Raw genomic sequence first — 23,438 nt, forward strand, 5'->3', positions numbered from 1 at the left:
TACAGTAAAATCGGCTTACAAATAATTTTAAAACAAGCAAATATGATTAAGGTTATTAGATTAATACAGCTTATTTCACTGTTATTGGTGACCAATATGGCGATGGCTGATTCATTTGAAAGAGCGGTGAATGATTTAGTTTCAAAACATATAACGGTTCCTGTCGATAATATTTCGATATCTTATATATCGCCTAAACCGCAGTTAATGTGTGATGAGCCCAAAATTACACTACTGAACAATAAAAAACAGTGGGGTACGATGACCATTGGCGTTAAATGTGGTAATAAAACGCAGTATTTGCAAATAAAAGTCAGTGCTGAGGGACGTTATTTTGTCGCTGATAAACCTATAAGTGCAGGAACGATCATTACTGATGCACTGATACGGTCAAAATTGGGGCGACTTGATCTTCTAGCCAATTCGGTAATTTTAAATAAACAGCACATTATTAATCATATTGCATTACGTAACATTGAGCTTGATGAGCCAATTCGAACTTCAATGCTGCAACAAAATTGGCACATCAAGGCCGGTCAAATGGTGAAAGTCTTGATTAATGGAGAGGGGTATGTGATTGCAACAAAAGGTAAATCTCTTAATAATGGCGCCTTAGATGATCATATTAGTGTAAAGCTTAATTCTGGCAATATTGTTGAAGGTATTGTTACGCAAGAAGGTGTGACAATTTTCGATAAATAAAATTAATGATTTTTTTATTTTTGCCGATAATTAGACTAAACAAATCATTAAATTTTTGATCAAAGGTATTTTATGAGTATAGAAGCGACTAAATCGGTAACGACAATAGCAGGATTACTTAATCGTGATGTTATCAATGAGCAACAAAAAAGCCCACGATCATCTCAGCAGACAGAAAATAGCCTGACCAGCAGTGCTAATGTGACATTAAGTCAAAATACCTTATCGCTTTTACAGTCTACGCATAATGACATTGACATGGAAAAAGTTGATAACATAAAACAGGCTATTACTGAAGGTAAATTAGTGATAAACACCACAAAAATAGCTGATGAACTTATCAAACAGATGATTGAAAATATTGAATAGTTAGTAAAGTTTGAAAGGAAATAAAAATGTTAGAATTAAATGACATCTTAAGTAAAATAACCGTCATGTTACAAACACTTTCAGACATTTTGCAGACCGAGCAACAAGTGCTTATTGAAAACAGTTCTATCAATCAACTCAATGAAATCATCAATAAAAAGAGTCAATTACTTATTGAATTAAAATTATTAGATGAAAAACGAATTAATACTAGTAAACAACTCAATCTATCTTCCCCTTATAGTGAAAATCCAGAACTGGCAGAGCAATGGCAATCCATTACAACCACTACGCGGTTATTAGCGAATATCAATCGTGATAATGGTTTGATTATTCAAAATCGTATGCATCGTACTCAGCAAACTATCGATCATTTAAAAAGTATTCATAATCCGGTTGTTTATACCAATAATGGTTATCAACAAACCGAAACAATCTCATCAAAACGAGCAAAAGTTTAATGATAATTGCGGTGTGTTCAGTGTAAACGCGTTAAATACACCTTAATTTGTCGTTTAATCAAGCCAATAACTTTAGTGTGTTAAGTACATACTGTGACTATTTTATTTCTATTTAGACAGTTAGATACTATTAACCCCTATCATGGCTAATGAAAGTGATGTAGATAAAAGCGAACGCCCCACCGATAGCAAACTAAAAAAAGCTAAAGAGAAGGGACAGATACCCCGTTCACGAGAATTGACTTCCGTCATTATTTTGTTGGTGGGCATTATGCTTTTGTGGTTAATGGGTTCTGCATTAGTCCAGAAGTTAATCATCATAATAAAAACTGCGATGCAGGTCTCTTTTCGTGTAAATGATGAATCTCGTATTCTGACCAATTTGATTGAGTTAATGACCGCAGGCTTTTGGGCTATTGTTCCTCTGTTTTTTGCCTTGGCTATCTTTGCTATTGTGGCGCCGCTTTGTGTGGGTGGCTTGTTATTTAGTTGGCAATCAATTAAACCCAATTTTAAAAAGTTGAATCCGATTTCTGGTTTTGGGCGGATGTTTAGTCGCCGAATTTTAGCGGAATTATTTAAAAGTATGCTAAAAGTCATATTAATCACGATAGCTGCTTCATTGTTATTATTCGACTTATTTCCAAATCTGCTTTCTCTTCCAAAAATGTATTTAAATAGTGCATTAACAAAAGCGATAGATCTTATTTTGATTTGTGGATTATTCATGGTGATGTCACTTATTCCGATGGTCGGTTTTGATATCTTTTATCAGATTTGGAGTAATTTAAAAAAATTGATGATGTCAAAACAGGAAATTAAAGATGAGTTTAAAGAGCAAGAGGGGAATCCTCAAATAAAAGGCCGTATTCGGCAGATGCAGCAAGCCATGGCAAGGCGTCGCATGATGAAAGATGTCGCTAAAGCAAATGTCATTGTAACCAACCCGACTCATTATGCGGTTGCTTTACATTATGATGAAAAAACCATGATAGCCCCTAAAGTATTGGCAAAAGGAACCGATCAAATTGCTTTACGAATCAGGGAGATCGGCAATCAACATCATATTCCACAATTAGAAGCACCACCACTGGCTAGGGCCTTATATCGTTATGGTGAAATTGGCGAGACCATTCCAACCGAATTATATACAGCTGTTGCGCAAATTCTTGCTTGGGTTTATCAATTAAAACGGTGGCATAAATTTGGCGGTGATAAACCGATTACACCTAACAATTTGCCGGTACCTGAGTCATTAGCAGAAAATCAATCAAGGCGGTAATTAATTACATGATTAAAAATAAAATAGTTTCGTTTTTATCAACCAATGGGCTTAAAAAAGGGCATTATCAAATTTTAGCAGGTCCACTGCTAATTTTATTGATTCTTTCAATGATGGTATTACCGTTACCTGCGTTTATTTTAGACCTGTTTTTTACCTTCAATATTGCGTTATCAATTATTATTTTGATTGTGGCATTGTTTACTAAGCGTGTACTTGATTTTGCTGCTTTCCCAACCGTGTTATTGTTTGCGACTTTATTACGTTTATCATTGAATGTTGCCTCAACGCGGGTTGTTCTGTTAAAAGGTCATACTGGCAGTCATGCCGCAGGTCGGGTGATTGAAGCTTTTGGTCATTTTCTGGTAGGTGGCAATTTTGCGATAGGTATTGTGGTCTTTATCATTTTGGTGATTATTAATTTTATGGTTATTACCAAAGGGGCTGGGCGAATAGCCGAAGTCGGTGCTCGTTTTGCATTAGATGGTATGCCCGGTAAGCAAATGGCAATTGATGCGGATCTAAATGCTGGATTGATTGGTGAAGACGAAGCCAAAGCACGTCGAGCCGAAGTCACCCAAGAAGCCGATTTTTATGGTTCAATGGACGGGGCAAGTAAATTTGTTCGGGGGGATGCGATTGCTGGCTTATTGATAATGGCAATTACCATTATCGGTGGGCTGTTAGTAGGGGTTGTACAACATGGTATGGCACTAGCGGATGCGAGTCAGACGTATGTATTATTAACTATTGGTGATGGTCTGGTTGCTCAAATCCCTTCTTTAATTATTTCAACGGCTGCTGGCGTGATCGTGACAAGAGTGACATCACAAGAAAACATCAGTGAACAGATGCTAAACCAGTTGTTTAAAAATCCACAAGTATTAATCTTGACTGCGGTAGTCATTGGATTATTGGGTTTGATTCCGGGTATGCCAAATCTAGTGTTTTTACTGTTTACTGCGATATTAGTTGTGTTGTCTTGGTGGCTTAATAAGCAGAAGAAAAATGATACGACTGCCAGCACTAAGCAAGTTGATACGCAAGCAACGACACCGAGTAATATTGAAGCATCTTGGTCGGACGTCAGTATTGAAGATATTTTAGCAATGGAAGTGGGGTATGGATTAATTCCTATGGTAGATCAGACTCAGAATGGTGAATTATTGGGTCGGATACGCAGTTTACGGAAAAAGTTTGCTCAAACGTTTGGTTTTTTGCCGCCTCAAGTTCATATCCGAGATAATTTATCGCTCGCGCCTTATCAATATAAATTATTTATTAAAGGCGGAGAAATAGGAAAAGGTGAAATCGTAAATAACAAATGGTTAGCGATTAATCCGGGGAATGTGGCAGAAACCATTGACGGAATACCCACTACCGAGCCTGCGTTTGGTTTACCTGCGGTATGGATAGACGCAAGTAATAAAGAAAATGCTCAAATCTTAGGTTATACCGTTGTTGATACCAGCACCATGATTGCGACGCATTTTAATCATTTGTTACAACAGTTCGCCAGTGATTTATTAGGACGAGTGGAAACACAAGAGTTATTGGATCATGTTAAACAAGATATTCCTGAATTGCTGGAGGACTTTATACCGGGCGTCATTACGTTAACGACATTTCATAAAATACTCCAAAATTTAATCGCCGAAAAAGTGTCAATACGTGATATGCGCACAATTATCGAAACCATAAGCGAACATGCACCGAATCAAAACGATGCTTATCAATTGCTTAGCTTAGTGCGAATAGCTTTAGGAAGAGTGATAACACAACAATGGTTTCCGGGGAATGGGGCAATTAATGTTATTGGTTTAAATGTGAATTTGGAGCGGTTGTTGCTACAAGCACTCCAAAATACCAGTAATGTTGAACCGGGACTGGCGGATCATATTATTCAACAAGTGAAGCAAGCTTTAAATCAGCAAGATGCCATTGGTGCACCGCCTGTACTCTTGGTTAACCACACATTAAGACCGATGTTATCACAATTTTTAAGACCCCATTTTCCACAGCTAGTGGTGTTGTCAAACTTAGAAATCACGGATAATCGAGAAATTAAAATGACTTGTCAAATTGGTACAGAATAATACCAGAAATCTGATTAATAAAACTCAAATTGAAGTTTATCTATAAAAAGCGCTATGAAATAGTGAACAGGCATCAGCTGTTCACTATATAAAATAGATTTTTATCTTATTCTGTCACAACCGTAAAACGTTGTTTAATGTGTTTGGCATTTTCTGCTTCATCAACCATGGCAATGGCATAATCAGCATAGCTAATTTGGCTTTTTCCTTGAGTGTTGAATAAAACCTGTTCACCGCCTGCTTTGTAGTGACCTGTTCTTGCGCCATCGGCAATAAACTCAATAGCTGGGCTTAAGTAAGTCCAGTTCACATCCTGACATTTTTTTAATTCATCAAGTGCTTTAGCCATATTATTAGCTAATGGTTTGAATTCTTCTGGAAACTCGGGTGTATCAACTAAACGAACAGTATGTTCAGGATTGACATATAAACTACCTGCACCACCAACAACTAATAAACGGTTAGGTTTACCTTTTAAAATGTCAGTTAAATGTTTTAAACTTGTTTGATGTTGAGGCAGTGATTCAAGGCTCCATGTCGCAAATGCATCGACAATAACATCAAAAGGTTTCAAATCTTCATAAGTCAGATCAAACAAATCTTTCACTAAAACTTTCGCCTTGGGATCGACATGCGCATTTTGATGACGAACAATCGCTGTCACGTCATGCCCACGCGCAATCGCTTCTTTAACTATCAGACTGCCTGATTTACCACTTGCACCAATAACAGCTATTTTCATCTTTTTGACTCCTTTATTCTTTATTAATTTAATAATATTGTTGGATTCTGGTTTTAGGTTTTGTAAACAAAAATCGTTAAGTAATGAATATTTTTAGATTAATATTCAAAGTATCTATTGTAAAGTAGGTACTGAACAGTAATATAGTTACCAAAATAATACTATAATTGAATTTAAAGGATTTTTATTATGTCTCTCAATGAAAATTTACCCCCTTGTCCCGTCGAAACTACGCTTATGCTAATGGGCGATAAATGGAAAGTATTAATTGTTCGTGATTTATTAACGGGCACTAAACGCTTTGGCGAATTAAAAAAATCCTTAAACGGAATATCGCAAAAAGTCTTAACTCAGCACCTACGTGCAATGGAAAAAAACGGATTAATTCATCGCAAAGTCTATGCCCAAGTACCTCCTAAAGTGGAATATACTTTAACCGAAGTCGGACAAAGTTTAAAACAAGTGCATGACGCCATGTTAGCGTGGGGAAGTGCTTATAAATTAAGGCAATGTGTTAAGAAATAGGTTTTTAACATGAATAAAAAGCTATTTTTTGCCAATTATATTTAATGATCGTTTTGTTAATGATATTAATAGTTATTTAAGATTTTTTTGAAAATTTGACCTATATCACATATTTAATTAGATTTGTTCACTTTTTTATCTTGTTTTAAGTTAAACTTCGTTTCAAAAATTTATCTTTACAATAGATTATCTACTTTTGAAAGGAAAAACATTGGAAGCAATAAAAACATATTGGTTTTTAAGCGCTAAATTTAATGGTAGTGAAGACCAAACAGAACGTTTTGTTAAATTAGGTATTTGGGAAAATGGTTACGATAATAAATACTTAAATACCGTACGAACCATTTCAGTTGGTGATCGAGTTGCGATCAAATCCACTTATAATTTAAAAAAGAATTTACCCTTTGATAATAAAGGTCAAGCTGTTTCGGTCATGGAGATTAAAGCGACCGGTATTGTGACAAAAAATTATGGTGATGGAAAGTTATTAGAAGTTAATTGGCAAAAAAAGAATTTGAATAAAAAATGGTTTTTTTATACCAATATGGCTACTATTTGGAGTGTTAAAGATGATGAATGGTTATCAAAACAATTAATCAATTTTACTTTCTATAATGAACCACAGGATATTGACTATTTTCGGAATGCGCCTTATTGGCGATCACGTTATGGTGATGTTGCCAATCGTACCCAATTGTTCAGTTGGGTACGTTTTTATGAAGCTATTGCAGATAATTTATTAATTTATCTAGACAAAAGCAAACGTTCAATATTAATGGAATTTGTCAATCAGCTGGCCACCGAGTTTAAGCTGTCTTATTTACTCGATAAAGGTTTACAGGATATTTGTCCATTTACTGTATTAGGAACATTTAATCGTCATATTAAAGAAACGACAAGAATAGAAATCGCTAAAAAGTGGGCTGAATTTCTTAATATTGAAGAATCTGTCCCTAACTCTTTTGAGGGCATACCATTACTTAATAATCAACTATCTTGGTTTTTTACCAACTCCGAAAATCAACAACAAGAGATTGATAATTTGTGGGAATTTTATGATATTGCACTGAAATTTTCTAATGTTGATGAAAACTATCAAGATGAGTTTGAACAAAAATTTGACTTAGTCATGTCGCAATCATATTTTCCATGGCAATTAACTAGTGGCTTATTTTGGATTCGTCCTCATGCCTATGTCGTATTGGATAAAGCTTCAAAAACTTATCTTACTGATGAATTGGAGTTGATAAAAGATGATCGATTATCTAAAGAGCATTTTAATGGTAATGTTTACCTAAAATTACTTGATGATTTAGCAACGAGATTTAACGAAGATTACTTTCCTATTCACTCTTTTCCTGAGCTTTATTTCACTGCACTACGTAAATATGAAAATCGCACATTAATTAATGAAAATTTAGCATCTAATAATCAATGGCAAATTATATTATTACAATTCATCCAAGAACTTTGCCAAGATAACGGAAGTAATGTTTTTAATTGTAAAGAGTTGCTGGATAAATACGGACAACAACTTGAGGAGGAATTTCCAAATAATAGAGTTACAAGTAACTTGTTAACTTACACTTTACAACGAATGAAAGATAAAAAATTTTTTCAGTTTTTGGGGAATGGTAAATATCGGTTACTTAATCATAATATTGATGGAAAAAGAGGAGAAATCATGGAAAATGAACCAGATATTGATGCACCATTAACTGATGATCCATTATTTGTTAGGCATCCTTATACATTAAAAGATTTAATTCAAGAAGATTGTTTTATCGATAAACAGCAATTGCAACAAATGATATCCAGTATAACAAAAAAGAAAAATATTATTTTACAAGGTCCCCCTGGTACGGGTAAAACTTGGTTAGCTAAAAGATTGGCTAATATTGTAATTGGCTATAAAGATTCAAATAATATTCGAGCAATTCAATTTCATCCTAATCTATCTTATGAAGATTTTATTCGAGGTTTTCGTCCTGCTAGTGATGGTAAGTTAGCGCTGATCGATGGTCCTTTTTTGGAGATAATTCATCAAGCCAGAAATGATCCTCAATCTAAATATGTTATGGTTATTGAAGAGATTAATCGAGGTAATCCGGCACAGATTTTTGGTGAAATGCTAACACTGCTTGAAGCGGATAAGCGAACACCGAGTGAAGCATTAGAATTGACCTATCGCCGTGAACATGAAAATGGAATATATATTCCTGATAACTTATATGTCATTGGTACGATGAATATAGCGGATCGTTCTTTAGCATTAGTCGATTTTGCACTACGTCGACGTTTTGCGTTTTTTACTTTAGATCCTAATTTTTCAGAAAAATGGTTAAGCTATATGATTAAAAAAACAGGGCTCAATAGTAAGCTTCTAGAAGAAATAAAAGAAAGAATGAATGAATTAAATGAATTCATTGCTCAAGATAGAATGTTAGGAAGCGCTTTTGCTATTGGTCATAGTTATTTAACTCATCATAGAGCTATACCGAAAAGTGAAGGTTTAGTGTGGTATCAAAATATTATTGATACAGAAGTTAAACCATTATTGGAAGAGTATTGGTTTGATGAAAAAGATAAACTTAACAAAGCAATGAAACTTATTACGATTGCATATAAACAATCTCAATGAATACTAAATCGACAACAAAACAAAATACCACATTAAATAAAATACCTATTAGAAACATATGGTTACTTTTATTGTATGCATCAGATTATTATAAAGAGCTTGATGAACAGCAGCGAATAAATTTTGAAGAAAATCCTGAAAAAATTGTTGAGCTGACTGCTGAAATTTATTGCAAGGCAGTGCACAAAGGATTGAGTTATTCATTATCTAACAGTTATCAACCTGAAAAGCAGGTTTTAACACGTGTTAGAGGAAAAATTGATTATTTAACTACCACACGTAAATTATTACTTGAAAAAGGTAAAATCCATTGTCGATATGATGGATTAACAAATAATACACCAAAAAATCAATATATTCATGATGCTGCCCATGTTTTATTAAGGCAATTAACTAATGATAAATTGATAAAGCAATGTAAACAAATAACCAATCGTTTTAAAGAGTTAAAAATCGGTAAATCTAACTATTACAACCCTGTTATCGATCAGTTCAATCGATCAAATCCTCATGATAATCTATTAGTTTCGGTGGCTAAATTGGTTCATAGTTTGTCTATTCCAACAGAATTATTCGGTAAAGAAACACTTAATCAGTTGGAAAAAACAGATCAGTGGTTAAGATTATTGTTTGAGAAAGCGGTAATTGGTTTTTATCGGGTTAATCTCAATCCAAATGAATGGCAAATCGAGTCGGGAAAAAGGTTTAAATGGCAATGTACCCAATCGACGGACAACATTGGACAGTTTATGCCAGAAATGATTACCGATTTAATTATAGAAAATAACAAAACAAATTCTCGCTTAATTGTGGATACTAAATGTACCTCAATTTTTAATCATAACAGTTTTTCTTTTAAGACAGATCATTTGTACCAACTTTATGCTTATGTAAGAAGTCAAGAAAGAAGTGATGACCGATTATCCTATTCTGCATCAGGTATGCTGTTATATCCAACAACAAATCAATCGATTAATGAAAATACCACCATTCAAAATCATCAGCTATTTTTTTGTACAATTGATTTAAGTCAAGCAAACATGAGAATTAGAGAGTGTTTGCTGTCTTTATTGGCTCAAAGTACATGAGCAATTTACATCAAGATTAGACACTATTAAAATGCATTGATGCATTCACTCGAAAAGTTTATAACCAAGTACCACCTAATATGGAATTCACACATTATCCATACATAAGATAAATAAATTAATAGGATAATATTAATTAAGCAAAGAATTATGGTTCATTAGCCTCAACTTTAGAACAAATAACATAAAATTCATTCGGCTTTGAGTCTTTATCCTGACCAATAATTATTGTATCAAGATAAAGTTTATTGTCCGTAATAGGGGTAATATCTTTTCGGTATATGTCTGTATCATTCAATGGAATGGGTTCTTCACAGCTACGCAATATAGCGTTAGCACCAATCAATTTAGCGAACTTGTGCATATCACCTTTGGCTTTAGCATAAAAAGATGTGACGAAATTATCGCTTTCATAACGAATCATATTAACCCATACATTCTTGATTTTGATAGGTTGCTCAAAATGGTATTCGATTTCAGTGATATTATCTTGTTGTTTGTTTTTTTATGGTAATTTTTTGTTTTTCAAGTTCAGCAATGATTTTTTTATCTTCGATGGCAAAAGGCTTTGATTGACATAATAGAGCAGTTTTAAATTGTTCTTTAACGGTAGCTATTTCGGTGACATTACTTGATGCGTGTCCGGATAAACTGACAAAAAATAAGATATAACCTAACAGTAAATAAAATTTTTTCATGTTTAATAGCTTGTCGTAAAGTGAGATATTGAGTTAAACAGTACTACTAATGACCTGTTAAATTTTAATCTGATTCTACCATTAGACATTAAATTAGGTATATCAATATTGCATGATTTTTAATATCATCCAAGCAGCTACCATATCGCAATTTTGTTGAAACTATATTACTATAATTTTATTGATCTTTATTCAGCAAAATTATTATGAGCAAGTCATCGAGCCACTTAACCATTAAAGATATTGCCAAACTAAGCGGAGTAAGCAAATCAACGGTTTCAAGAGTAATTAACCATGACCCAATGGTGAAAGAAGCAACACGTAATAAAGTCAATGCTATTATTGAACAATATCAATTTACGCCGTCTAAATCTGCAAGAGCAATGCGAGGTTATGGCAATAAAGTGATTGGTATTATTGTCACTCGTCTCGACTCGATGTCTGAAAATCAAGCTGTCAGTAGCATGCTGCCAATATTTTATCAACATGGCTATGACCCGATTATTATGGAAAGCCAATTTAATGTTGAAAAGGTTGAAGAACATTTAGCCATGTTGAAAGATAAGCAGGCTGACGGTGTCGTAGTTTTTGCTTTTACAGGATTAGATAAGGGATCATTGTCTTTCTGGCAAAATAAGAGTGTGGTTATTGCTCGTTCATTCCCTAATCATATGTGTGTTTGTTACGATGATATCGGTGCAGTAACTTGCTTACTTGAGCATTTATACCATCAGCAAAAACAGCGTAATATTGCTTTTATTGGTATTGAACAACAAGACCAAACTACCGGTGCATTACGTTATCAAGCTTATCTGGATTTTTGTCAGCTTCATCAAATAACCCCTAATGCTTGTTTAGGAAAATTAAGTTATCTATCAGGCTATCATCTTGCTCAAACAGTCATTAAATCATCACCTTCTTCCATTGTTTGTGCGACTGAAACGCTTGCTTTAGGCTTACATAAATATCTTCATGAAAAGCAATATAAAAATATCATTGTTGCGAGTATCGGGCAGAGTGAATTGCTCCGTTTCCTTTTTCCACAAACGTTATCTGTGGAGTTAGGTTTTGATAAAGCTGGAACTTATACCGCTCATGAATTACTCCGAATGTTAACCAATGGGGTGGAACTTAAAACGGTGACGATCCCTTGCCAACTGGCTGTTAATAAATAGTAATAACAATCTAACAGTATTATATTTTTTATTAATTATGTGAGATCAATCACAAATAGGGAACGTTCCCATTTATTGTTTGTCTTTTTCAATTTATGCTGAATCCTAATTTAAACATAGCCAATGTATTAATAGCTAATTCGGCTAAATATTTATGATAGGGAGACTTGGAGATGGCTAAAGATCCTAACATCACCTCAGAATCGATAACCGCATTGATTGATTGTGTGGGTGGAAAAGAAAATATTGCGAGTGTTACCCACTGTTTAACACGATTAAGATTTGCACTGTCTGATCCCAAATTAGCCGATATAAAAGCCATAGAGGAATTACCTTTTGTAAAAGGTTGTTTTAATAATGCCGGGCAGTTTCAAGTTATTATTGGAACGGATGTTGATAGTTATTACAAATTATTGATTGATCGATTAAATATTGATGAAGCGACTAAAGAGCAAACAAAAGCCGCAGCTAAAAAAAATATGTCATGGTTTGAACGCTTAATTTCAAATTTAGCTGAAATTTTTGTGCCATTATTACCCGCACTGATTGCAGGGGGATTATTACTCGGCTTACGTAATGTTATTGGTGACATGCCAACTATAAACGATAAACCGCTTACTGACACTTATACTTGGTTGGTACCTATTCATAGTTTTCTTTGGTTACCTTGTGAAGCGATTTTCCATTTTTTACCGGTTGCCATTTGTTGGTCAACAGTCAAAAAAATGGGTGGTTCGCCTGTTTTAGGTATCGTATTAGGCATTACTTTAGTTTCACCACAATTGATGAATGCTTATGATCTTGGCAGTAAAATACCTGAAGTGTGGGATTTTGGGTTGTTCACCATCCAAAAAGTAGGGTATCAAGCACAAGTGATTCCATCGATTTTTGCTGGTTTAGCGTTGGGGTGGATTGAAACTCGATTACGCAAAATTATACCTGATTATCTTACGTTGGTTATTGTTCCGATCGTATCGCTACTGCTTGCTGTTTTTCTGGCACATTTTTTATTAGGCCCTTTAGGGCGAATGTTAGGTAATGGTATTGCCTATGGGGTTAGATATTTGATGACTGGAGACTATGCTTTTATCGGATCAGCTATTTTTGGTTTCTTATATTCACCATTGGTAATTACCGGTATTCACCATACGACATTAGCCATAGATATGCAGATGACCCAAAATATGGGGGGAACACCTATTTGGCCAATTATTGCGTTATCAAACATTGCTCAAGCCTCGGCGGTGGTGGGGATTATTTTAGTCAGTAAAAAACATAACGAACGTGAAGTGTCTGTTCCTGCTGCCATATCAGCTTATCTGGGCGTGACTGAACCGGCGATGTACGGTATCAATTTACGTTATAAATTCCCTATGCTATGTGCCATGATTGGTGCGGCCTTTGCTGGCTTAATTTGTGGTTTGTTTGGGGTATTATCTAATGGTATAGGTGTGGGTGGATTACCTGGCATTTTATCCATAAAACCGATTTATTGGGGAATTTATGCATTAGCCATGGTTGTGGCAATTGTCGTACCTATTGTTTTAACTTCAGTTGTTTATAAAATAAAATTGAAAAAAGGTACGTTAGATATTCGCTAAACACGATTTAATAACCGTTAACCGTTCTATTATGGAACGGTTAATTTATGACAGATGAATAATTAAGAGCAAACAATGAATACGAACGAAATCCCTTGGTGGCAAAATGGTACTATTTATCAAATCTATCCCAAAAGTTTTCAAGCCAGTGGTACTGGTTCAACGGGGGATTTATTAGGCATTATCAGCCGATTGGATTATCTTAAAAATCTAGGCATTAGTGCGATTTGGTTAACGCCAATTTATCCCTCTCCGCAAGTTGATAATGGTTATGATGTATCGGATTACTATAATATTGATCCGGCTTATGGCACGATGGAAGACTTTGAATTATTGGTTAAGCAAGCGCATGAACGTGATATTCGTATTATGATGGATATGGTATTTAACCACACGTCAACAGAGCATCCATGGTTTAAATCCGCCTTAGATAAAACCGGTCCTTTTCGATCGTTTTATATTTGGAAAGATGCCAAAGCTGACGGCTCAGAACCCAACAATTGGCGGTCAAAATTTGGCGGTAATGCTTGGCAGTGGCATGAGCAATCAGGACAATACTATTTACACCTGTTCGCAAAACAGCAAGCTGATCTCAATTGGGAAAATCCAACCGTACGCCAAGAGATTAAAAACGTCTGTCAATTTTGGGCGGATAAAGGTGTCGATGCATTAAGGCTGGATGTGATTAATTTGGTCTCTAAACAGCAAGACTTTTTGGATGATGTCCAAGGAGACGGTCGAAAATATTATACAGACGGCCCCAAAATACACGAATTTTTGCAAGAGATAAGCCGAGATGTTTTTCAACCTAATGGTTTAAAAACAGTGGGTGAAATGTCGTCTACTACGCTTGAAAACTGCCAAAAATATGCCGCATTGGATGGCAAAGAGTTGACCATGACGTTTAATTTTCATCATTTAAAAATTGATTATCCAAATGGGGAAAAATGGACGCTGGCTAAGCCCGATTTACTTGAACTCAAAAAGATACTTGGCTATTGGCAAGTGGGTATGCACGGAAAGGCGTGGAATGCGATTTTCTGGTGTAATCACGATCAACCTCGCATTGTGTCACGTTTAGGTAATGAAGATCAATATCACAGCGAATCAGCAAAAATGCTAGCGATGATTCTTTATGGACTACAAGGCACACCGTATCTTTATCAAGGTGAAGAGTTCGGGATGACAAACCCCCATTTTACTCATATTTCGCAATATAAAGATGTGGAAAGTCTTAACATCTACCAAGAAAAAATTGCCGAAGGTATGTCAGAGTCTGACATGTTAGCGATTCTTGCCAGTAAGTCACGCGACAATAGCCGAACGCCAATGCAGTGGGATAACACCGCCAATGCCGGATTTAGCCAAGGTAAACCTTGGATTGAGGTGGCAAACAATTATCCAAAAATCAATGTTAAGGCTGCGCTTGATGATCCCAATTCCATTTTTTATTGCTATCAAACTTTAATCAAATTACGCAAAATGTATCCGATCTTTATTTTCGGTGACTATCAAGATTTGACGCCTGATATTGCTAATTGTTGGTGCTATGTCAGACATTGGAATAATCAAACGTTACTTGTGATAGCCAATCTGACCGAAAATACGGTTAAATGGCAATTACCTAAAGCGTTAGAAAATCGTCATTGGCAAAGATTGCTAGGTAATTATGAAAACCAAACTGTATTAAAGCCAGAAATGGTGTTGCAACCTTATGAAGCTATGTATTGGTTGCATATAAGTAGTTAAACGGTTGTATCAGGTTACAAGGATATACACAAAATAATTTTGTTTTATTGAATTAAAAAATCGTTGAGCGAATTAGGTAGTAAGAAAATGCCAACACTTGTGTTGGCTTCTTGACTGAAACGCCATAATATGTTGTTCCTCAAAAATTGTGGATAGTCCATATGGGTCATCAATTCCGTTATGTTAGTTAATCAATAGTTAATCAAAATCATGTAAAATAATGGGTAAATCATACTCTCTTTATGTGTAAATCTAGCTTTCCTGTTATAAAAAACGGGTTATCAGAACGTCAACTATACTCACTTGAACAGTAATTAATTAGCATAAGTGATGAATATCAATATTGGGTTATCTTAAGATAAAGTGTTATAGAGATCATGATGAATGATCTAATTAGTAAAACTATCGAGAAATAGAGCAATAACACATTTGTTTTATACTAAAAATATTCTTCAATCATATTCATTGGGATAATTTTGATTTTTAGAATTTGGTATTTAAAAAAAATTATTATAAAATAATAAATTATAATTCCATTGAAAATAATAGATTTATCATCGTTAAAAAACATAGTAAAAATGAATACAAAAAGAAAACAAAATAAACCATTAAAAAAATCTTTTATGGATATTATATCAACAGCACTGACTTTTGGTGTTTTATTTTGGTCTCCTTTGTTATTAGTTTTTATTTTTCTAGCTGTTATAAATTTATTTATAGGTGTTGATGAATTATTATTTTCAATTCACGGTGTGTGGTTTTTTCCTGCTACTATTTTAGTATGGCTATGCATGACTCCAACTTTCCATATCACAAAGAAAAGCATTATTATTTTACCAAAAATTAGACCAAAAATTTATATTCCAATTTGCCAAGATCTTGAAGTTAAAATCATTAAGGTCGAATATTTCAAGTATCCACCTAAAGGGATACAATGGAAAAGGATAAGACGGATAGGGAAATGGCATCCTATATATATATTATTTATAACTTTTAAAAATAAAAAAGTAAAACTAAAAAAAAGCGTGATAAGTGGGGTATACACACATGACCAAATTGATTATTTTTTACGTAATTTATATTTGTCAGGTGTTCGCTATGAAGTCAAAAATTTACATATACCTGTTTAGTAAAAATTTAGAGATTTATTTCCATATAACCTTAATGATTTGGATATTTCATTTTTATAATTTGGAACATTTAGGTAATTGATTTCTCTTTCCTCAATTGTATATATTCAATAATTTTTATAGTTGTATCTATTATAATTTATACATCGAAAAAGAGTGAATGATTCAAAATAAATCTCTTGAATTAAATGGTTTGGGTGATAAATATGTTGTTTGAAAGTATAGTGTTTATTAAGAATAAACATCTATAATTTTATTGTTTAGAGATTAAAAAGAATTATTGTAATTTACTCATTAGCTGATTATTTTTTATTACTTACCATCGATTATATAACCACTCCCGCATTTTAATTAACCGAGCAATAATTTCATCTGAATCGGGCATTTCAGGTAAGGTTGTGGTTAGTGTTGCGGTTTCAATGTCATCAAATAATGATTTGGCCATATTCATAATTTCGTCATAGCTTAATTGACCATTTTTAATGGCGAGCAGTTCGTTTCGATTAGTGCGTTTATTGGTAATGGTGCCTTTGGTCATTATTTCATGAGCAACTTGTAATAAGCGAATGGTATGCATCATATTTTTAGCATCAAAATCATTACCATTTTCAATATTACTGCGATAACGTTGTTCATTACGTTTGGCAACCCATTGCCAGTAAGCCTTATAATCACGACAATGCGATGAAAAACCATCACGATTAAAACTTAAGTAAGCATTTACTGGGGTGTCAACTTTCACTGAAGACAAGCACAGCTCGGTCGAATCATCCTGTTGAATAATACCATGATAACCACAATCCCCTGATGCATCATAAAAAAGGGCATATAAATCTCGACTATGTGGAACATTCACCAAACCACATAAGTGTTGATCAAAACACTTTTCATTTAACCAATTGGTGAGAGGATAAGCATGCTGACCTTGAATAATATAACAAAAATCAAGGACCGTTTTACGCTTCATCTCGACCGGATTATTAATCTTTTTATTCAATCCATTGGCTTTTTTAATTTGTGACATGGCATAGTGAGCAAAGGTTTGTTTAGTTTGCTGGGATAAAAATAGATCAAGGGTTAACTGCTGCATAATTGGATGCTGATATAAAATACAGTCGGGTGCAGAAGCCATTACTTCTAAAATATTCGGGTTATTTTTAAGTAAAAGCTCTACAAAACGACCTAATTCATAATAGACGATATCATTGGTTTCATTACTAATTTGCGGAATATACTCGAGTCCATAAAATTTATCTTTAGGTAAATAAAACACCCCTTTGATATCTGTATCCGATGTTTCAGTAGCTAATCCGAACGAACGACTACCACTAATCACTTCAAACAAAATGAGATTTTGTGCTTTTAAATCATCAATTGTCATGTCGTATTCCTTTCCTTATTTTAAGCTCATTAACGTTTGTATAAAAAAGCGATCTAATTTATCTGCCTTAAAACGCTGTTCAGTGATAGACTCAACTTCTGCACTGATATCAATCGTGGATTGTTCAATGAACGATAAGATTTCTGGCGCAATAGTTATCGATGCTGATTCCACCATAGTTGCTTTTAATCTAATAATATCATTTATTTGCTGGCTTAAATTATCCGGTAATAGTGTTAATAATGGCACAATTGCCATAGGAGCAATTTGCCGTTTTTCTAAACACCATTTAGCACACAATAAAGGTCTTAACACATAAAACAATTTTTTAACACCAATCTGTTTGCCATTGATAGTTTGCAGCGAGCTTTTAGCAATACCTAAATAGTGATAGATGTTACCACGTGCATTAAAAAAGTCTGCACACAATTGCCATAATTGCTGAGCAATTGATTGATTTTGCCGATAAATAATTGGAGATTGCAACCACTCAAACGGCGTAGTATTGGATTTTCGGATTAACTGTAGGGTCTTTTTCAAATCCCAACCTTGTAAATCCAGTTCGTCGTCTACGGGAAAAGTAAAATGTGATTCAGGATTATCAATGGCTAAATATCTATCCAACGGATGAACATAAATAAAACGTACATCATAATCGCTATTTGGCGAAGGAAACCCCCACGCCCGACTGCCCGATTCGCAGGCATAAAGAATATGGACACGGTATTGTTGTTCTAATTCGGTAAGTTTTTGTTTTATTCGCTGTTCCATTTTAATTATTCCTTAATTTTTGACACAATTTAAGCATTTTACTCATTATCATTGATAATGAATTATTTAGAAATGAAAATTTATGATTAGAACCTTCAAATCTGAAAAAACTTAACAAAAAATAAGCTTTAGCATTTTTTTATTAAATTTGTACATTTAATATAAAATCCATCCTACCTATCAATCATGTAGTGGTTTGAGTTAATCACTGCTAAGTTTAAGAAAAATATGCTATATTATTTTTTAAGTGATTTTACAAGGTAATAAAATGGATATTAAATTAACCAAGCATGACAAACGCTATATTGAAGGCACAGACGATGTCTACAGCATTATGCAACGTGTGTTATTGCGTGATAACCAAATCGACCAAGAAAAAGAACATCTTTGGATGATTGGCATGAATCAAGCTGGTTATATCCTGTATATCGAACTGATTGCGCTTGGCAGTTATAAATCGGTCGATGTTGAACCGATGAATGTATTTCGTGTTGCGGTGATGAAAAACGCCTCACGCGTGATATTAGTACATAATCACCCGTCAGGATCGCTGACGCCGTCCGAAGCAGATAAAGATATCACCGATCGCCTAATTCAAGTCGGCCGTATTTTAAATATCGATTTAATCGACCACCTAATCATCACCCCTAAATCCTATATTAGCTTCCGCAGTACTAAGCTTATGGACGAGTTAGAACAAAGCCTAAAATATGTACCGACTTATCAAGTGGTTGATATGATCCGTAAGGAAGAAAAAAAGATCGCTAAAGAGAAGTTGGCGGTTGAAAAGGATAAGACAAAAACAGCTCAACAAAAAGCAAAAGCGGAAAAAGAACGTCGGGAAAAATCAGAGACTGAAAAGAAAATATTGATTAATGCTTTGTTGGAAAAAGGTGTTTCGGTTGATGATATTGCTAAGATTTTGGGTATTACAGCAAAGGAAGTTGAGAAGCTCGTTAATTTAAAATAAAAGTACGTTTTATAAATAAAATGATTGGTTTTAAAAGTAAAAAATCCTGATAAGGAACATAAAATGGAAGATAAGCAAAATAAAGAAAAACCGTCTGCGCCAGAATCCAAACATAAGTTTACTTTTGAAAAACTCACACCAGCATATCTATCTGATGATGAAATGCAAGGTTATACCGAAGCTCTCGACTTTGTATTCCAAGAAGATGATTTGCTCAATATTGCTGTTACAGGGCCTTATGCCTCTGGTAAAAGTAGTGTAATTAAAACTTATGAAGAAAATCATAAAAAGCTTAATGGAATACACATTTCACTTTCTTATTTTTCGCCTATATTAGCGTCAAAAATCAAAGGTAAAAAGAACGGTAATGAATTAGCCTTTGAAGATGAATTAATGTTAGAAAGGAAAATTATCAACCAACTCATCCATCAAATCGAGCCACATAAAATCCCTGCAACAGATTTTAAAGTAAAAAATGAATTATCGAAGTGGCTAAAGCTAACTTGGGCAGGCATCGTTTCTTTAATTATTTTTTGTTTAATTTATATAAATGAAACATTACTTACAAAACTCCTGAATGAGTATACAACTATTACTTTAGTATTAATGGGGGTTTCATTTATCCTTATAGGTTTTATTGCTTTTAAAATTATTGACCAACAAAGTGGTAAAAGCTTAATTAGAAAGCTGAAAGTTTTTGAGAATGAAATTGATATTTCATCATCAGAATGCGATGTTTCTTACTTTGATAAATATTTGAATGAAATTATTTATATCTTAGATAAATCAAAATTAGATTATATCGTTTTGGAAGATATCGACCGTTATGATGATAATTTAATTCTCAGTAAATTAAGAGAACTAAATTACATTTACAACAAAAAACAGTCAAAAAACAGACCAAAACCAATTAAATTTATTTATCTAATTAAAGATGAAATTTTTGAATCAAAAGAACGAACAAAGTTCTTTGATTACATTTTACCTATTGTCCCTGTTATGGATAACTCAAATTCACTAGGGAAAATGGAAAAATTATTCAAAAATCAAAATATTTATAGCGATTTTACAAGTTCTTTTTTGGACATCCTCTCTGACTACTTAGATGATATACGGCTTATAAAAAATATTTGTAATGAGTATAAAATTTATAAAACCAAAATAGCACATGATTCTAAGTGGTTTAAATATGAAAACTTACTAGCCATTATTATTTATAAAAATATTTTTCCTGAAGATTTTTCTTTAACTCGCTTAGGTTTAGGGCAAGGTGTGGTTCATCGAATTATTGAATCATTAAAAATCCAAAAAAATATAATATATGAGACTGAAATTGAAAAAATTAATAATCGAATTAAAATGCGAAAAGAAAATATTAATTCAATAGAAACAAGCCATTTAAAAAATCTTGATGAGTTAGACGCTTTATTTATCAATATCCCATGGAATATTAAAAAAGATTATAACTATATAGATGGTGTTGATATTTTCACATTAAACGCAAAAGATTTTATCCATACCTTAAAGGAAAATAATTTAACAATCTCCAATTATCGTCCAAGAGATGATTATTACTATCGTGAGCATAATTGCCAACAATATTTTAATAACCTAGAAACAAATTCAGAATATCAAGAAAGAAAAGAAGAAATAGAATTTATTACCACACATAAAAAATCAACACTTGAAGCAGAGATTAAAAATTTAAAAAAAGAAAGATTCAATTTGCAATTACCTAAAAAGATTAATGAAGTGATCGCAATTAATCTGAAAAATGGTATTTCAGCAAATACATTAATTCAAAAACATTTTAGTGAAAAAACACCTGATACAAGTGAGAATGAAAAGTACAAAAAATATAAAGAGGAGTATGAAAAATTATCCGCTTCATGCTATTTTCCTCTTTTACGTGTACTAATTATTCAAGGCTACATTGACGAATATTATAGTGACTATACTAGCTTTCTTGATAAGGAAGGACTACCTCAAAATGATACATTATTTTTACGTAATATTTATGAGTATACCGAAAATGATTGGGAGCTTGAATTAAAAAAACCAGAAATAGTTCTGCAAAGATTGAATTTAGATAACTCAAATAAATTCAAAGGACGTGCTATTTTAAATTACTCTTTACTAGACTATATCCTTTTGAATAATAAAACAGACGATCTATACAAATTTAATATTTTATTAAAATCATATAATGAAACTGATTTTGCGAATGAATATTTGGCAAGATATTATGCTTTATTAATAAATCAAGATGCTGGTTATGATCAAAAATATCTGTGTTTATTGATAAAAGAACTTAATATTCAAATCTGGGATATATGGAAATATATCGATTTGTTTAATATGAAACTTTATCTTTATCTTTCATTTATTAGTAACCGACCAATAGAATTAAAAGGGATGAATGAAGATGATGATCTAAAAAACTTCATTACACATTCAACTGATTTTTTATTAATTGATGATGAATGGAATACGATTTTTGAACTAATTGATGAGAATCAAAATAATTTACGCAAAATTGCGAATGCTTTTGTAATATTAGATATTCAATTCAAACAAATTGATAATTCAAAACCAGAATTGTTAGAATTAGTTGAAAAAAACAATAGTTATAAACTCACTTATACTAATGTAAAACATATATTAGCAAATCAATATAGTTTAACAAATTGTGATTCTAACATTATTCAAACTGTATTAGCGCTAAATGATGATGCACCAATTAAATCATACTTTCAAAGTAATACCGAAGCATTAATTATATCTATCACTGAATCCGATGTTTCAATAATCGACGATAATGAAGAGACAGCATTATTTATATTAAATCATGACGACATTTCTGTGTCAGCAAAAATAGCTTATATCAATAAACTATCAACCATTATCGATAATTTAACTCAAGCAACTGATAAAGATATATGGAATAAACTACTTGAAAATCAAAAAATAGAATACTCAGCAGAAAATATTGTCCACTATTTCTTCAATTACGAATTGGAAGATGATAACAATATTGAAAAAAGAGAAATCAATGAACAATTAGCTAATTTTATAAATCATAGTGATAAAAATATCTCTTCCGAAGACGCGTGTTTAAACAAATTGATAACTGAAGAGGATGAAATAGATTTATTTTTTAGTCAAACAATCATAAATCCAAGTTTAAATGATACTAAGTATAGTATGCTAATATCATGGTTTAATGGTAAATACTATTATAATTTTGATTATAAAAATATTGATAAAGCAAAAATATCTATTTTAAATAAATATAAAGTTATTAAACTATCGCATGAGCAAGATTTAAACTTTTTAAGAGAAAATTACCCAGAAAATATTCTGGAAATTATTACTAATAATTTTGAAAGTTATGTCGCTAAATTAAATGATGATAACGCATTAATTAGTCATGAGGAGATAGTCGACTTATTATCTGAAGATTTAAGTTTAAAACAAAAGCAATTATTATTAAATTTCACAGATGAACCGATTTCCATTATCGATAAAAATTACGTTGAAGAAATACAAAAAAATATTTTAGAAAAAAACTTTGATATCGATGATTTAGTTTATGTAACTAGTGAAGAATTCTATAATTCCGCAAATAATCAAATAAAAGATATAATAAAAAATCTGTGTATAGAACATAAAACTGAAATTTTACAATTTAAGCAAATTTCTAAGGTTTTATTAGTTGCATTACTCAAGCTTACTCAATTATCACTTGACGATAAATACACTATATTGTGTAACCAAATTTATCAATTAAATACCGGTGAAATATTCAATACATTCAAAATAATAGAACAAGAACCTGCAAATCAAAGTTTTTTTTCAAGCTTATTTATTGCTAAAAGACCAAGTTTTGAGTATACGGAATTAAACCTAAAAATAATGAAAAATTTATATGAGAAATGGCAATTTAAATTCAATATAGAAGGAGATAAAATTATTTCTTTTGGTAAAAAAATGATTTAAGGCAATGTTTTAATTAATAATCTGTAGTGTGTTTTGCAAGAGTTTTTTAAAAAGGTGA

At 32.7% G+C, this 23,438-nt stretch carries 19 protein-coding genes; 14 read left to right on the forward strand and 5 right to left on the reverse strand.

The features are described from left to right. Positions 1-42 precede the first annotated feature (42 nt). From flgA to flhA, 5 genes are all read left to right on the forward strand, one after another. Entirely contained in the window at positions 43-702 is a 660-nt protein-coding gene (flgA, locus tag ACGH6R_RS08710; protein WP_267349918.1) for a flagellar basal body P-ring formation chaperone FlgA, read from the forward strand. 72 nt (positions 703-774) lie between these two features. Continuing rightward, positions 775-1,071, forward strand: a complete 297-nt coding sequence (gene flgM / locus ACGH6R_RS08715) for a flagellar biosynthesis anti-sigma factor FlgM (RefSeq protein WP_220216098.1) — start codon at positions 775-777, stop codon at positions 1,069-1,071. A gap of 26 nt (positions 1,072-1,097) precedes the next feature. Then, positions 1,098-1,532 (forward strand): flagella synthesis protein FlgN, encoded by a 435-nt coding sequence (locus ACGH6R_RS08720; RefSeq protein WP_411599450.1) that lies wholly within the window; start codon positions 1,098-1,100, stop codon positions 1,530-1,532. A gap of 142 nt (positions 1,533-1,674) precedes the next feature. After that, positions 1,675-2,814, forward strand: coding sequence for a flagellar biosynthesis protein FlhB (flhB, locus tag ACGH6R_RS08725; protein WP_411599451.1), 1,140 nt, complete (start codon positions 1,675-1,677; stop codon positions 2,812-2,814). An 8-nt stretch (positions 2,815-2,822) separates the two neighbouring features. Next, on the forward strand, positions 2,823-4,910 hold the full coding sequence (gene flhA / locus ACGH6R_RS08730) for a flagellar biosynthesis protein FlhA (protein WP_411599452.1): 2,088 nt from the start codon (positions 2,823-2,825) through the stop codon (positions 4,908-4,910). A gap of 106 nt (positions 4,911-5,016) precedes the next feature. Here flhA and ACGH6R_RS08735 read toward each other — a convergent pair whose 3' ends face one another. Beyond that, positions 5,017-5,652 carry an NAD(P)-dependent oxidoreductase gene (locus ACGH6R_RS08735; RefSeq protein ID WP_411599454.1) on the reverse strand — a complete coding sequence of 212 codons (636 nt, stop codon included), beginning with the start codon at positions 5,650-5,652 and terminating at the stop codon, positions 5,017-5,019. A gap of 189 nt (positions 5,653-5,841) precedes the next feature. Here ACGH6R_RS08735 and ACGH6R_RS08740 point away from each other — a divergent pair, with 189 nt between their 5' ends. The 3 genes from ACGH6R_RS08740 (at position 5,842) to ACGH6R_RS08750 (ending at position 9,906) form a co-directional block, all read left to right on the forward strand. Beyond that, positions 5,842-6,177: a winged helix-turn-helix transcriptional regulator gene (locus ACGH6R_RS08740; protein ID WP_411599456.1), complete on the forward strand. Its 336-nt coding sequence runs from the start codon at positions 5,842-5,844 to the stop codon at positions 6,175-6,177. A 211-nt stretch (positions 6,178-6,388) separates the two neighbouring features. Next, positions 6,389-8,818, forward strand: a complete 2,430-nt coding sequence (locus ACGH6R_RS08745) for an McrB family protein (RefSeq protein ID WP_411599457.1) — start codon at positions 6,389-6,391, stop codon at positions 8,816-8,818. Next, on the forward strand, positions 8,815-9,906 hold the full coding sequence (locus ACGH6R_RS08750) for a 5-methylcytosine restriction system specificity protein McrC (RefSeq protein WP_411599459.1): 1,092 nt from the start codon (positions 8,815-8,817) through the stop codon (positions 9,904-9,906). Before ACGH6R_RS08745 ends, ACGH6R_RS08750 begins: the two co-directional genes overlap by 4 nt. A 148-nt stretch (positions 9,907-10,054) precedes the next feature. On the opposite strand, the gene ACGH6R_RS08755 is transcribed toward ACGH6R_RS08750, so the two are convergent. Both ACGH6R_RS08755 and ACGH6R_RS08760 read right to left on the reverse strand, forming a co-directional pair. After that, entirely contained in the window at positions 10,055-10,330 is a 276-nt protein-coding gene (locus ACGH6R_RS08755; protein WP_411599460.1) for a hypothetical protein, read from the reverse strand. Positions 10,331-10,391: 61 nt separating this feature from the next. Continuing rightward, positions 10,392-10,604: a hypothetical protein gene (locus ACGH6R_RS08760; RefSeq protein ID WP_411599462.1), complete on the reverse strand. Its 213-nt coding sequence runs from the start codon at positions 10,602-10,604 to the stop codon at positions 10,392-10,394. A gap of 206 nt (positions 10,605-10,810) precedes the next feature. Between ACGH6R_RS08760 and treR the strand changes: the two genes are divergently transcribed. From treR to ACGH6R_RS08780, 4 genes are all read left to right on the forward strand, one after another. Next, on the forward strand, positions 10,811-11,779 hold the full coding sequence (treR, locus tag ACGH6R_RS08765) for a trehalose operon repressor TreR (protein WP_411599463.1): 969 nt from the start codon (positions 10,811-10,813) through the stop codon (positions 11,777-11,779). A gap of 173 nt (positions 11,780-11,952) precedes the next feature. Beyond that, a complete protein-coding gene (treB, locus tag ACGH6R_RS08770) occupies positions 11,953-13,380 on the forward strand; it encodes a PTS trehalose transporter subunit IIBC (protein ID WP_411599465.1) in 1,428 nt (475 codons plus the stop codon). A gap of 75 nt (positions 13,381-13,455) precedes the next feature. Further along, positions 13,456-15,129 carry an alpha,alpha-phosphotrehalase gene (treC, locus tag ACGH6R_RS08775; RefSeq protein WP_411599466.1) on the forward strand — a complete coding sequence of 558 codons (1,674 nt, stop codon included), beginning with the start codon at positions 13,456-13,458 and terminating at the stop codon, positions 15,127-15,129. A gap of 578 nt (positions 15,130-15,707) precedes the next feature. Next, positions 15,708-16,259 carry a hypothetical protein gene (locus ACGH6R_RS08780; RefSeq protein ID WP_411599467.1) on the forward strand — a complete coding sequence of 184 codons (552 nt, stop codon included), beginning with the start codon at positions 15,708-15,710 and terminating at the stop codon, positions 16,257-16,259. A gap of 316 nt (positions 16,260-16,575) precedes the next feature. Here the strand turns inward: ACGH6R_RS08780 and ACGH6R_RS08785 are convergent, their stop codons facing one another. Further along, positions 16,576-17,640 carry a DNA polymerase beta superfamily protein gene (locus ACGH6R_RS08785; protein WP_411599469.1) on the reverse strand — a complete coding sequence of 355 codons (1,065 nt, stop codon included), beginning with the start codon at positions 17,638-17,640 and terminating at the stop codon, positions 16,576-16,578. 15 nt (positions 17,641-17,655) lie between these two features. After that, the gene (locus ACGH6R_RS08790; RefSeq protein ID WP_411599470.1) at positions 17,656-18,411 is read right to left on the reverse strand and encodes a DNA polymerase beta superfamily protein; all 756 of its coding nucleotides are present in this window, start codon (positions 18,409-18,411) and stop codon (positions 17,656-17,658) included. 268 nt (positions 18,412-18,679) lie between these two features. Between ACGH6R_RS08790 and ACGH6R_RS08795 the strand changes: the two genes are divergently transcribed. Together ACGH6R_RS08795 and ACGH6R_RS08800 are read left to right on the forward strand one after the other, a co-directional pair. After that, on the forward strand, positions 18,680-19,381 hold the full coding sequence (locus ACGH6R_RS08795) for a JAB domain-containing protein (RefSeq protein ID WP_411599471.1): 702 nt from the start codon (positions 18,680-18,682) through the stop codon (positions 19,379-19,381). A gap of 63 nt (positions 19,382-19,444) precedes the next feature. Beyond that, positions 19,445-23,380 (forward strand): hypothetical protein, encoded by a 3,936-nt coding sequence (locus ACGH6R_RS08800; protein WP_411599473.1) that lies wholly within the window; start codon positions 19,445-19,447, stop codon positions 23,378-23,380. The last annotated feature ends 58 nt before the right edge of the window (positions 23,381-23,438 follow it).

Origin of the sequence: Gilliamella sp. CG13, assembly GCF_046635805.1 — a bacterium.
Classification (GTDB): domain Bacteria; phylum Pseudomonadota; class Gammaproteobacteria; order Enterobacterales; family Orbaceae; genus Gilliamella; species Gilliamella apicola_I.